This is a genomic window from Variovorax sp. WDL1, assembly GCF_001541225.1.
Taxonomy (GTDB): Bacteria; Pseudomonadota; Gammaproteobacteria; order Burkholderiales; family Burkholderiaceae_C; genus Variovorax.
The window spans coordinates 306-13100 of sequence record NZ_LMTS01000313.1; the positions used below are offsets into that span (position 1 = coordinate 306).

Sequence of the window (12795 nt, forward strand, 5' to 3'; positions counted from 1 at the left end):
CTTATCATATGATGATTGAAAAGCAGGCCCGGCAGGACAAACCCTGATTCACCGAGCCCCCCATTGGCACCCCGCCGGAGACAAGAAGATGAGCAGTCCACGCCGCAAACCCGCCCACGAATTGCGCAGCCAGCAATGGTTCGGCCGCCACGACCGCGACGGGTTCATCTACCGCAGCTGGGTCAAGGGCAAGGGCGTGCCGCACGACCAGTTCGACGGCCGCCCGGTCATCGGCATCTGCAACACCTTCAGCGAGCTCACGCCCTGCAACTCGCACTTCCGCACGCTGGCCGAGCAAGTGAAGATCGGCGTCTACGAGGCGGGCGGCTTCCCGCTGGAGTTCCCGGTGATGTCGCTGGGCGAGACCCTGCTGCGCCCCACCGCCATGCTGTACCGCAACCTCGCAAGCATGGACGTGGAAGAAAGCATCCGCGCCAACCCGATCGACGGCGTCGTGCTGCTGATGGGATGCGACAAGACCACCCCCGCGCTCATGATGGGCGCCGCCAGCGTGGACCTGCCCACCATCGGCGTCTCGGGCGGCCCGATGCTCTCGGGCAAGTGGCGCGGCCAGGAGCTCGGGTCGGGCACCGGCGTCTGGCAGATGAGCGAGCAGGTGCGCGCCGGCACGCTGAAGCTGCAGGAGTTCTTCGAAGCAGAGAGCTGCATGCACCGCAGCCACGGCCATTGCATGACCATGGGCACCGCCAGCACGATGGCGAGCATGGTCGAGTCGCTGGGCATCGGGCTGCCGGGCAATGCGGCCTATCCGGCGGTGGACGGCCGGCGCAACGTGCTGGCGCGCATGGCCGGGCGCCGCATCGTCGACATGGTGCACGAAGACCTGCTGATGTCGAAGATCCTCACGCGCGAGGCGATCGAGAACGCGATCAAGGTCAACGCGGCGATCGGCGGCTCGACCAACCTGGTGATCCACCTGCTCGCGATCGCGGGGCGCATCGGAGTGGAGCTCACGCTCGACGACTTCGACCGCCTGGCCTCCGACCTGCCCTGCCTGGTCAACCTGCAGCCCTCGGGCCAGTACCTGATGGAAGACTTCTGCTATGCAGGCGGCGTGCCGGTGGTGATGAAAGAGATCGCCCAGCACCTGCACCGGGACATCGTCACTTCCACCGGCCAGAGCGTGTGGGACAACATCAAGGACGCCGAGAACTACAACCCGCAGGTGATCCAGCCGCTGTCGAAACCTTTCAAGGACAAGGCCGGCATCTGCGTGCTGCGAGGCAACCTGGCGCCCAACGGCGCGATCATCAAGCCGAGCGCGGCCACGCCGGAACTGCTGGTGCACAAGGGCCGCGCGGTGGTGTTCGAGAGCGCGGACGACTTCCACAAGCGCATCGACGACGAGGCGCTGGACATCGACGAGCACTGCATCATGGTTCTGAAGAACTGCGGGCCCAAGGGCTACCCCGGCATGGCGGAGGCCGGCAACATGCCGCTGCCGCCGAAGGTATTGCGCAAGGGCATCACCGACATGGTCCGAATCAGCGATGCGCGCATGAGCGGCACCGCCTACGGCACCGTGGTGCTGCACACGGCGCCCGAGGCGGCGGCGGGCGGGCCGCTGGCGGTGGTACAGGACGGCGACATCGTCGAGCTCGACGTGCCCAAGCGCCTGTTGCACCTGCACGTGAGCGAGGAAGAGCTGGCGCGCCGTCTGGCGTCATGGACACCGCCGAAGCCGGCGCTGGACTCGGGCTACTGGAAGCTCTACATCGACAACGTGCTGCAGGCGGACCAGGGCGCCGACCTCGGATTCCTGCGCGGCAAGCGCGGTTCCTTCGTTCCCAGGGACAATCACTAGCGGTTCAACGACTTTCACCAGCCTGTATGCATCTGATCGCCATCGACTGGGGCACCAGCTCCTTGCGCGGCGCACTGCTGGACGGCAAGGGGCATGTGCTCGAGGAACGCAGCCATCCGCGCGGCATCCTCACGGTGCCGGCCGGTGGCTTCCCCGCGCTCTTCGAGGAGTTGTTCGGCGACTGGATGCGTCCTACCGGCAGCTTCTGCCTGATCTCGGGCATGGCCGGCAGCAAGCAGGGCTGGGTCGAGGCGCCCTACTGCGCCTGCCCTTCGGGCCGGGTCGAGGTGGGCAACGCCATCGTAGAGATCGAGCCGGGCCGCATCGCAATCGTGCCCGGCCTCAGCGACATGCACGACGGCGTTCCCGATGTGATGCGCGGCGAGGAGGTGCAGATCTTCGGCGCCATGGCACTCACCGGCCTGTCCGACGGCCTGTTCGTGCTGCCCGGCACGCACAACAAGTGGGCCACGGTGAAGCGCGGGCGGGTGACGGGCTTCCGCACTTTCATGACGGGCGAGTTCTACGCGCTGCTGAGCCAGCATTCGATCCTGGCGCGCACGCTCGATACGCAGGCGCCGCTGGACGAGGTCGCCTTCCTCGAAGGCGTGACGCAGGCCGACAACGGACAGGGCCTGCTGCACAACGCCTTCGGCGCCCGCACGCTGGCGCTGTTCGATCGCATGCCGGCCGGCGAGCTGGCGAGCTACCTCTCCGGGCTGCTGATCGGCGAGGAGCTGCGCACGCAGTCCATCCACGCCGGCGACCTGGTGCTGATCGGCAGCCCTGCGCTGACCCAGCGCTACCTGCTGGCGCTGGAGATGTCCGGCAACACCGCACGCACGCTGGGCACCGAGGCCACCTGGGCCGGGCTGCATGCGCTGGCGGCCATCCATCTCGCGAACAAGGCAAGGCAATGACATCTCCCAACGATTCGTTCTACACGGCCCTGCGGCAGATGCCGCTGGTGGCCATCCTGCGCGGGCTGAACCCGGCCGAGGCGCCGGAGATCGGCGATGCCATCGTCGGCGCCGGCTTCCGCCTGCTCGAAGTGCCGCTCAACTCGCCCGAGCCGCTCAAGAGCATCGCGTTGCTACGCGAGCGCTTTCCCGGTGCGCTGGTGGGCGCCGGCACGGTGCTCGACGCGCAGCAGGTGCGCGAGGTGCATGCTGCCGGCGGCCAGCTGATCGTCGCGCCAAACTTCAATCCCGAGGTGGTGGCCGAGGCGGGACGCCTCGGGCTGGTGAGCCTGCCGGGCGTGATGACGCCGACCGAGGCCTTCGGCGCACTCGCGGCCGGCGCCGCCGGCCTCAAGCTCTTCCCGGCCGAGCTCGCCTCGCCGGCGGTGGTCAAGGCCCTGCTCGCGGTGCTGCCGCCGGGCACGCCGCTGCTGCCCGTGGGCGGCATCACGCCGGCGGGCATGCAGGCCTGGCGAGACGCCGGCGCATCCGGCTTCGGCATCGGGTCGGCGCTCTACAAGCCGGGCAAGAGCGCCGAGGCAGTGCGCGATGCGGCGATCGAGTTCGTGGCTGCGTTCAACGGGAGCTTGAACACTTGAGCGTCTGCCGGACTTGCGCGTTTCGCAGATCGGCAACCCGCCGCATAGGCCGACGGACCTTGGCGACACGGGCCGGGGCCGGAACTACAGTCGATGCGTCGTTACTGAGTCCGGGTGCAGTGCTCCCTGCCATCCGGCAATGCACTGGACCATCTCAGCGAATTGGTCTTCTCAAATGCTGCACTGAAGCACAGCACCAGCTCGTCCACCATACGCAAGACCAGGGCTCGCTTTGAGCTTTGCTTGGCGAACTCCAACTATCTCAACGGCCACCATGAAAGCTCGTCTCCGCGACAACTCACCCCCCTCTGACCGCAAGTACCGATCTGATGGTCGGCGCGCGCCTGAGACTCGCAGGCCGACCGAGGTCATATTCGAGCGTGACAGTCAGGGAGGTCCGAGCATCGTCATGGTCACCATGGGTCTACCGAACGAGGAGAGCGCGGCCTTTCTGGACGTAGCCAGGCAAAAGGCTTCACCCTGCGAGTGCACTTTCAAGACCATCAACATCGGCACCGATATCGCCGGCGCCCTCCCCGTGCTGAATCAAGCGATTCCGGACAATGCAACCGTGTTCCTGATCAAGACCGATGCAGCCGAGGAAGACATCGCCCTGCGTCGTGAGGGCGCTGACAGCGCAAGGTATCAAGGTCTTTCAAGGCACCGCGCTCGAGCCGAAAAAGCACTTGTTCATGCTTGATCGTTTGCCCGCTTTGCTGAACCCGCAGCCTCCGGACGCACCCTCGCACAGTCCCGCCTTGCCGCCTCCACTGGCATTCGAAGACCTCTTTCCGGGGTGCACTCGAGAGGACTTCGAAGAACTCGACTACCCTGGAAATATCGCGGGACCGTTTCCTGGAGCTCCATGGCATCACGCCGCGAGACAAGGGAACCTCGGGCGGCATCCGATTGATGAGCAGCAGGATGCCGATAGACTTCGGGATTTCCTCATCCCCAACGGCTTCGACTACTTCGAACCATCGCAACGGAGTGAAGACGGGGGCGGAGTTGTGCAACAGAGCGAGCGCGTGTCGGAATCGACTGAAAAGGTGTTGCCCAAGGATTGACCCCGCAGCACGGAGATTGCCCTATGAGCCCAGAGGCCGAATACGCCAGCCCCGCCATTCGCACCCTGCGCGAAGACCTCGCGCTGGCATTGCGCGCCGCCGCGCACCATGGCCTCTCCGAAGGCGTGTGCAACCATTTCAGCGTGGCCCTGCCCGGCGCACAGGACCGCTACCTCATCAACCCGCGCGGCCTGCACTGGAGCGAGATCGGCCCCGAGGACATCGTGCTGATCGACGTGCGCGGCGAAGTGCTGGCCGGGCGCCACCGGGTCGAGCCCACCGCCCTCTTCATCCACGGCGCGGTGCACCGCATCACCGGCCATGCGGTCGTGCTGCACTGCCACATGCCCTATGCGACCGCGCTCACGCTCACCACCGATCGTGCGCTCGACCCGACGCTGAGCCAGAACGCGATGCGCTTCATGGACCGCATCGCGATCGACGCGACCTACAACGGGCTGGCGCTGGACGACCGCGAGGGCGAGCGCATCGCCCGCGCCATGGCGGGCAAGGGCATCGCCTTCCTGGCCAACCACGGCGTCATCGTGGCGGGCGCGAACATCGCGCATGCGTATGACGATCTCTACTACCTCGAGCGCGCCTGCCTGCACCAGGTGATCGCGCAGTCGACGGGCCGGCCGCTGGCGCCGGTCGATGCGAAGCTGGCCGCACATGTGGCGGCGCAGATCCAGGGCGAGCGCGAGCAGTCCGATCTGTTCTTCGAGGCACTGCGCAGGCTGCTGCCGGCGCCCCGCACGCAGCGCCCTGGCCTTCAGCGCGCCGCCGACTAGCCAGCGAATCGGCGACGAAGCCCTGCAGGCTTGGCGGGCCGTCGCGCCAACTGGTGATGTCTTGGCACCCTGCATACCTGTTGCCGAGGGCTTGATCATCACGGGAACCGAGCCCGCCGGGGTGTTACTGAGCTGAGGTCGTTGATCGACAGGCAGGACCATGAGCTTGCCGGATCTTGCCTTCAAGTCCTCCACAAACAGTTCAGCAATCCCATGAGAGCCAACCCCAACCGCCCTTCTCCCACCCGCCCGAACTACGTCCGTGCCGAGCGCACCCCCAGCCCGGACACCCCCCAGGACACCTCCCTGAACCCGACCATCGCAGAGGACCAGAACGCCAATGAAGACCTGCCACTGGCCCGGACCGGACAGACAGAGGCGCAGCGAGGGGCACCGCCTGGAGACGGGGAGACATCCCAACCCGCGTCATCAGTGCATGCGACGGCCAACGATCCAGCCGATCCCTTGTCCGCAGGGCTGAGCCAGCTGAACCCCGATCTGCGCCAGTTCGTGACAGGGCGGGGGTTGGATTCTTCCAACTTGTTGGCCCTTGTCCGCATGATCAACGCTGGCCGTCAGGGTGCGCCTCGAACTGAACAGGCGCAGGCGCAGGGAGGCGCGTTGGCTGGAGACGGGGACACATCCCAGCCGGCGTCATCAGTGCCTGCAACGGCCACCGATCCAGCCGATCCTGTGTCCGCACGGCGGGCTCAGGCCAGCCGGTTCGGAGACTGGTTTGGCCTTGTCCCTTGGCCGGCTCCTGCCAGTCCCATCGCTGACCCTCAGGTTTCGCTTCGAACTGGGGAAACGGAGACGCAACAACAAGATCCGACATCAGACCCTGAAGGGCTCAGTGATCCAGACTACGACGACTCCCTCGATGGATTGTGTGGAGGCGATTCAGAGGGGTACTCATTGCCAACGGCATTCGAGGACTCGAGCCACGAACTGCCTCCCCTGCCTTTCTCCTCTTCCCAGTACCCATCGGCTATTCGGGAACGGTCAGAGCACCTGGGCGCGAGCATCCAGCGCTTCTCCCCTCCATCCGCTGCCGCAGGTCCACTTCAGCGGCCTGCGACCGCCGGCAATCCAACCATTGCCTTGTCCAAAGCGCTGGACCTCGATCAAGGCTTTTGCGAGTCGCCGGAATGGCAGCGGCTGGCACAAACCCAGGATCTTTCGCTCCTGGCGAATCTCGTCGCAAGATCCCTCCAGACTACGAAGAACCCGAATCTCAAGAGGATGCTTCTGCAACTGGTGGAGGACATGGCCGCCAGGCCCACGCTGGCCGAACGCGTCTTCGTCGTGCTCCAATGGGGCGACGACAGCTGCGGCGACCGTGTGTCGCACGCGCTCTACATGGCGCAAGGGGAACAGCTCGTGCAGCCGGTCTGGGACGGCGCTCTGAATCAAGACGTGCCGAAAGTAGTCGATATTGCGCGCCAGGTGTTCCGCCGCCGCGCGATCTACCAGTTGGCGCAGCAAAAGGTGAAGGACATCAACAACGAGCGCCGAGCCGCGAACCGGCCCGAACACACCGAAGAGATCGAAACACATCTTGCATACCTTGCCGGGCTCCACGAATCACTCGAGCTCGGAGGCGAGAAACCCGATGCGATGTACACCGACTCCATCATTTCCGGCGTCACGCCCGAAGACATCGAAGCCGCCAAGAGAGCGGTTCTGACGCAAGAGGGTGAGCAGTTCTGGGAATTCCTTGCCACTTGGAAGCCCTGGCAAGAAGTCGTTCTGCGCGCCAGATTTCCAGACGAAGTGACACGGATCGAAAAAGCGATCAGTGACCCGGATCGCCCGGCGCGCCTCCAAGGGGAGGCGACCACGGAGGTCGACAACGCCAATGTGCCACCCAAGCTTCGTCAAGAAGCCATCACACTGACCGCCAACCAGCGCGGCAAGGATGAAGCGCTTCAGCTCTGGCTGGCGTTGACCAGGAAGGCGCGGAGCAACCGGGAGGATTGATCGGCGCCCCAGCCCTTCAGCCCGCCGCAGCGTAAGCCGGCGGGTTCGCGACGAAGCCCTGCTTGACCTGCCGGGCCGTCGCGTCGGCCAGCACCTCCGGCTCGCCCGCTTCCACCGCGGCAAGGGTCTGGCGCGCCACGTCGTCGGGCGAGGTCTTGTCGCCCGGCACATGGCTGGCCATGTCGGTGTCCATGTAGCCCACATGCACGCTGACGACCTGCGTGCCCTGCGCCGCGAGCTCGTTGCGCAGGCCGTTGCTCAGCGACCAGGCGGCCGACTTCGAGGCGCTGTAGGTCGCCACACTGGGGAAGGTGATCCAGCTCAGCGCCGACAGCACGTTGACGATGGCGCCGCCGCCGTTCTTCGCCAGCACCGGCGCGAAGGCGCGGCTCACGGCCCAGAGGCCGAAGAAGTTGGTGTCGAACTCGGCCCTGGCCGCATCGACTGCGTCGCTCGACAGCAGGCCGGAGCCGCGCGAGATGCCGGCGTTGTTGATGACCAGGGTCACGTCGCCGCAGTCCCGCGCGGCGGCCTCGACCTGCGCGGTCTGCGTGACGTCAAGGGCCACAGGCACCACGCCGTCGAGCGTGACGGATTTCGGGTCGCGCGCGGCTGCGTAGACCTTCTTCGCACCGGCCGCGAGCGCGGCGCGCGCATAGGCCAGCCCCAGGCCGCGGTTGGCGCCGGTGATGAAAACGACAGCGTCCTTGATCTGCATGTTGAAGCTCCAGAAGTGTGAGGGGATGAAGGAAGAAATCAGGAGGCGCCGACCCGCCGCAGCAGCCCGGCCGTGCTGCGCGGCCAGCCTACCGGCCCGAACCAGGCGCCGCCCGCAATGGCCCCGGCGATGACGGCCCCGTAGACCACCAGCGCCACGGCCTGGGCCGTGAAGACGTGCACCAGCTCGCCGCTCCAGCGCAATGCCAGCCAGCCGCCGAGCGCGGCGACCACGAGCCGCGCCACGTTGCCCAGCACCGGCCACAAGAGCCGCCCCGCGCCCTGGGAGGCGAAGTACAGCACCAGCCCGGCGCCGAAGAAGCCGTAGAAAGGACCCACCGTACGCAGGTACTGCGTGCCGGCCTCGAGCATGGCCGCATCGTTGCCGAAGAGCAGCAGCCAGGGGCGCGGGAACAGCGCCGCCGCGAGGCCCACCACCTCGGCCATCGCGAAGGCCATGGCCACGCCGACCCACGTGGCCCGCAGCGCGCGCTCGCGCTGCCCGGCGCCGATGCAAGTGCCGACCATCGCCAGCAGCGGCGCACCGAAGCCGAAGACCAGCGGCACCAGCAGGTATTCGAGGCGGGAGCCGGTGCCGTAGCCGGCGATTGCGCCCGCGCCGAACTGGCCCGCGAGCGCGGTGGCGACCGCGATCGAGAGGTTGACGCAGAGGGTGGCGATGGAGGAGATCAGCCCCACGCGCAGGATGTCGCGCAACAGCGGCCAGCGCACCCGCATGTCTGCAAACGAGAGCTTCAGATAGCTGGCTCCAGAGCGCAGGTAGACCAGCAGTGCCAGCGTCCCGACCAGGTAGTACAGCAGCAGCGCGATCGCGCCGCCCGCGATGCCGAGCGCGGGGATCGGGCCCCAGCCGAAGATCAGCAGCGGCGACACCGGAATCAGGAAGACCGCGCCGCCCACCGTCACCCGGGCCGGCACGACCATGTTGCCGGTGCCGCGGATGACTGCCGCGAGCGAGTTGAAGAGCCACACCAGCACGGCGCCGGCAAACACCCAGTGCGAATAGGTCACGGCGGCTTCGAGCGAAGCCCCCTCGCCGCCCATTCGCGCGTAGAGCGCGCGACCGCCGATGAGCAGCACGGCGCTGAAGACAAGGCCGAAGCCCAGCGCCACCAGCATCGCGTGCAGCACCAGCGCATTGGCATCCGCGCGGCGCTGGCCGCCGAGCGCCCGCGCGATCGCCGATGCGATGCCGCCGCCCACGGCGCCGGCCGAGGTCATCTGCATCAACATCACGATCGGGAACACCAGCGCCATGCCCGCGAGCGCATCGGTGCCGAGCTTGCCGACGAAGTAGGTCTCGATCAGGCCGACCGAAGCCTGCGCGACCATCACCAGCACGTTGGGCATCGCCAGCCGCAGGAGAGTGCGAGCGATGGGCGCCTCGAGCAGCAGGCGCGTACGCGGATCGACGGTGGTCACGCGAGTACCTTCGCCTGCGGTTGTGTCAGGCCACCGCCTTGGCCGTGCGCGACGGCACGAGCGCTTCGCGGATCGGCAGGTTGACCAGCGCAGCCCCCACGGCCAGCACGATGTCGATGTACCAGACCCAGTCGTAGCTGCCGGTGGCTTCGAAGATGGTCCCGCCCAGGTAGGCGCCGAGGAAGCCGCCGACCTGGTGCGCGAGCATCACGATGCCGAAGAGCATCGCCATGTTGGCGGGGCCGAACATCTTGGCGACGAGGCCTGCGGTCGGCGGCACGGTCGAGAGGAAGGTCACGCCCATCACGGCGGCGAAGAGCAGCATCACCAACGTCGTCTTCGGCGCCAGCAGGAAGACGAGCACCGCCACGCCGCGTGTTGCATAGAGCAGCGCAAGCAGCGACTTCATGCGCCAGCGGCCCACCGCCCAGCCCATCGCCAGGCTGCCGACGATGTTGAACAGGCCGATGATCGCGAGCGACCAGCCGCCTACTTCCGGCGGCAGCCCGCAAGCCGCGACCACGCCCGGCAGGTGCGTGGCAAGGAAGGCCACGTGGAATCCGCAGACCAGGAAACCCAGGCTCAGCAGGCGGAAGCTCGGCAGCGCCAGCGCCTGCCGGACCGCTTCGCGTGCGCTCAGGCGCTTGGCACCCGAGGCCGCGGCGAGCGCGTTGGAATTGCCCCTGAGCACGAAGACCGCCGGCAGCGCCAGCAGGATGAGGAAGCCCAGCGCCTGCATCGCATTGGCCCAGCCGTAGGCGGCGGTGAGGCCGATCGCGATCGGCGCCATGGCGAACTGGCCGAAGGAGCCGCCCGCGTTCACGATGCCGGTGGCCAGTCCGCGCTGCGCCGGCGACACGAGGCGCGCGGTGGCGCCCATCAGTACCGAGGGGCCGGCCATGCCGGCGCCGCCTGCCGCGAGCACGCCGATCGCGAAGATCAGGCCCGCCGTCGTCGTCATGAAGGGCGTGATGATGGTGCCCAGCGCCACCAGCAGCACGCCGATGAAGATCACGCGGCCGGTGCCGATGCGGTCTGCCACCGCGCCGGCGAAAGGCTGCGTCAGCCCCCACCAGAGCTGGCCGAAGGCGAAGGCCAGGCTGATGCTGGCGACGCCCAGCCCGGTCGAGGTGTTCACCGCCGACAGGAACAGGCCCATGGTCTGGCGAACACCCATCGTGAGGGCGAAGGTGCCGGCGGTCGCCAGCAGCACGAGCCACAGCGCGTAGTGGCGCACGGCGGAAGGCGCTGCGCTCGCAGCGGGCCTTGGATCGGATTCACTCATCACTGCTTTCCTCGTCTTTCAATCCGGCGCGCTGCAGGAGCGCGATGCTGTCGTCGATCAGCTGGTGAAGGGCCATGACGCGCTCGACGCCGAGCATCCCGTTGAGCTCCGTCTGCGCGGCACGCCACAGGCGCTGCGCCTCGGCCCGCTTGGCGCGGCCGGTGTCGGTGATCGCGATCAGCCGGCTGCGCGCATCGGGCCCCTCGCCCTGCGTCAGCCAGCCGGCGGCGAGCATGGGCTTGAGGTTGCGGCTCAGCGTGGAGGCCTCGACGTTCATCGCCTGCGCGAGGTCCACCGGCCGAAGCGGACCCAGGCTCAGCACATGCGAGAGCAGGGAGTACTGTGTGGTCTTGAGGCCGGACGCAGCCACGTGCGCGTCGTAGTGCCGAGACACCATGCGCGTCAGGCGGCGCAACCTGAAGTTGGTACAGCCCTGCGGTTTTGCGATAGCATTCATGGACGATGATTGTAGCTACAACCATTGCATATGCAACCTTCAAATCGGAGAAAATCCCTTGACGCAGAGCACCTCACTTGAAGCCTGGCTCGCCGAAGAGCGCGAGGTCATCGCCCGCCTGGAAGCCGGCCCGGGCCCCGGCCTGGCCAGTCCCGAGCAGGTCGAAGGCAAGACCGGGCTCGAAATCATGCAGGCCATGCTGCGCGGCGACATTCGCTACGCCGCGATCGCCAAGACGCTCGACTTCACCATCCTTTCGGTGAGCCCCGGCGTCGCGGTGTTCCAGGGCACGCCGCTGGCGCAGCACCTGAATCCGCTGGGCACCATCCATGGCGGATGGGTCGCCACCCTGCTCGACTCGGCGCTGGGCTGCTCGGTACACACCATGATGCCGCCCGGCCGGGCCTACACCACGGCGGAGCTGGGGGTGAACTACGTGAAGGGCCTCACGCCCAAGGTGCAGCGGGTGCGCGCGGAGGGCAAGGTGATCCATTGCGGCCGGCAGCTCGCGACCGCCGAAGCGCGCCTTGTCGGCCCCGACGGCACGCTGTACGCGCATGCCACCACGACCTGCCTGGTGTTCGAGACGAAGCGCTGAACGCCCTCAGGCCGCGAGGCGCAGGATCTCCTGCACCTCGGCGGGCCCGGAGATCTTGCGCGCGTTGCCGTGGATGAAGAGCTCGCGCATGCTGGTGCGGGCGATCATCTCGAACTGGCTCTCGTCGACGCCGACGTCGCGCAGCGTCGCGGGCAGGCCCAGGGACTTCACGAGCTCGGCAAATGCCTCGGCCGCAGTCAGGGCGGGCCGGCCCAGCGCCTGGGCCAGCTGGCGCTGGCGCACTGAAGTGACGGGCTCCGACCATCTCAAGATCGCGGGCATCATCACGGGCGTGCAGTAGTAGTGCGGCACGCCGCAGCTGCCGCCCAGCACATGGCCGATGGCATGGCTGGGACCCATCATCACGCCGCCCTGCGGGCCGCGGCTGGACAGGCCGTAGGAGCAGAGCCAGCTGGCGACCTGGCTCTCGGCACGCACCGTCAGGCTTTGCGGCTCGGCCTTCCACGCCGGCAGCGCACGCGCCATGCGGGCAATGCCGTCGAGCACCACCGCATCGGCCAGCGGCGTCGGCGTGGTCGACAGCAGCGCCTCGATGGCATGGTCGAGCGCTCGGGTGGCCGAGCCCAGCCACAGCGACTCGGGCGTGTGCAGCGTCAGTGCCGGGTCGAGCACGACGGTGCGCGGCATCATGAGCGGGTGGAAGAAGGTCTGCTTGAGCTTGCGGCGCTCGTCGGTCACCAGGCAGCCGCCATTGAACTCGCCGCCGTTGAGGGTGCTCGGCACCGCGATCATGCGCAGCGCCGGTCCGTCGAAGACGGGCCGCACCGGCTTGCCGTCCTCGCCCAGCTTCACCTCGAAGCGGTCGAGCGCCTCCAGGTGCTCATCGGTCATGCCGTGGCGCACGCACAGCAGCACCATCTTCGAAGCGTCGATGACGGAGCCCCCGCCCACCGCCACCACCAGGTCGGCCTCGGCTTGCAGGGCCGCGGCCGTTGCGCGGGCCACGCCGCTGCGGGTCGTGTGCTGCGGAATGCCGTCGAAGGTGGCCGCGTGGCGATCGCCGAGCGCCGCCTCGATCTCCTGGATCACGCCGGTCTGCGTGCGCAGCGTGCG

At 67.5% G+C, this 12795-nt stretch carries 13 protein-coding genes; 8 read left to right on the forward strand and 5 right to left on the reverse strand.

Features of this window, described 5'->3' with window-relative positions:
• The first annotated feature begins 88 nt into the window (after positions 1-88).
• The 7 genes from APY03_RS36040 (at position 89) to APY03_RS43000 (ending at position 7221) form a co-directional block, all read left to right on the forward strand.
• Positions 89-1825: an IlvD/Edd family dehydratase gene (locus tag APY03_RS36040; protein WP_068685026.1), complete on the forward strand. Its 1737-nt coding sequence runs from the start codon at positions 89-91 to the stop codon at positions 1823-1825.
• Between the two features lie 26 nt (positions 1826-1851).
• A complete protein-coding gene (locus tag APY03_RS36045) occupies positions 1852-2745 on the forward strand; it encodes a 2-dehydro-3-deoxygalactonokinase (protein WP_068685028.1) in 894 nt (297 codons plus the stop codon).
• Positions 2742-3383: a 2-dehydro-3-deoxy-6-phosphogalactonate aldolase gene (locus APY03_RS36050; RefSeq protein WP_068685030.1), complete on the forward strand. Its 642-nt coding sequence runs from the start codon at positions 2742-2744 to the stop codon at positions 3381-3383. The genes APY03_RS36045 and APY03_RS36050 overlap by 4 nt, the downstream gene beginning before the upstream one ends.
• A gap of 274 nt (positions 3384-3657) precedes the next feature.
• Complete coding sequence (locus APY03_RS36055; RefSeq protein WP_232324547.1) at positions 3658-4083, forward strand: hypothetical protein; 426 nt, start codon at positions 3658-3660, stop codon at positions 4081-4083.
• A complete protein-coding gene (locus tag APY03_RS42115) occupies positions 4076-4450 on the forward strand; it encodes a hypothetical protein (RefSeq protein WP_232081289.1) in 375 nt (124 codons plus the stop codon). The genes APY03_RS36055 and APY03_RS42115 overlap by 8 nt, the downstream gene beginning before the upstream one ends.
• Positions 4451-4473: 23 nt before the next feature.
• Positions 4474-5241, forward strand: coding sequence for an aldolase (locus tag APY03_RS36060; protein ID WP_068685034.1), 768 nt, complete (start codon positions 4474-4476; stop codon positions 5239-5241).
• Positions 5242-6342: 1101 nt separating this feature from the next.
• Positions 6343-7221 carry an NEL-type E3 ubiquitin ligase domain-containing protein gene (locus APY03_RS43000; RefSeq protein WP_068685036.1) on the forward strand — a complete coding sequence of 293 codons (879 nt, stop codon included), beginning with the start codon at positions 6343-6345 and terminating at the stop codon, positions 7219-7221.
• Between the two features lie 16 nt (positions 7222-7237).
• Here the strand turns inward: APY03_RS43000 and APY03_RS36070 are convergent, their stop codons facing one another.
• The 4 genes from APY03_RS36070 to APY03_RS36085 are packed head-to-tail and all read right to left on the reverse strand — an operon-like array spanning position 7238 to position 11123.
• A complete protein-coding gene (locus tag APY03_RS36070) occupies positions 7238-7939 on the reverse strand; it encodes an SDR family oxidoreductase (protein ID WP_068685038.1) in 702 nt (233 codons plus the stop codon).
• Positions 7940-7977: 38 nt separating this feature from the next.
• On the reverse strand, positions 7978-9381 hold the full coding sequence (locus APY03_RS36075; RefSeq protein WP_068685040.1) for an MATE family efflux transporter: 1404 nt from the start codon (positions 9379-9381) through the stop codon (positions 7978-7980).
• A gap of 25 nt (positions 9382-9406) precedes the next feature.
• Positions 9407-10666 (reverse strand): MFS transporter, encoded by a 1260-nt coding sequence (locus tag APY03_RS36080; protein ID WP_068685042.1) that lies wholly within the window; start codon positions 10664-10666, stop codon positions 9407-9409.
• Positions 10659-11123 (reverse strand): MarR family winged helix-turn-helix transcriptional regulator, encoded by a 465-nt coding sequence (locus APY03_RS36085; protein ID WP_068685044.1) that lies wholly within the window; start codon positions 11121-11123, stop codon positions 10659-10661. The genes APY03_RS36080 and APY03_RS36085 overlap by 8 nt, the downstream gene beginning before the upstream one ends.
• A gap of 58 nt (positions 11124-11181) precedes the next feature.
• Between APY03_RS36085 and APY03_RS36090 the strand changes: the two genes are divergently transcribed.
• On the forward strand, positions 11182-11721 hold the full coding sequence (locus APY03_RS36090) for a PaaI family thioesterase (protein WP_068685046.1): 540 nt from the start codon (positions 11182-11184) through the stop codon (positions 11719-11721).
• A 6-nt stretch (positions 11722-11727) separates the two neighbouring features.
• Here APY03_RS36090 and APY03_RS36095 read toward each other — a convergent pair.
• On the reverse strand, positions 11728-12795 hold a 1068-nt coding region (locus APY03_RS36095; RefSeq protein ID WP_068685048.1), incomplete at its 5' end, for an iron-containing alcohol dehydrogenase.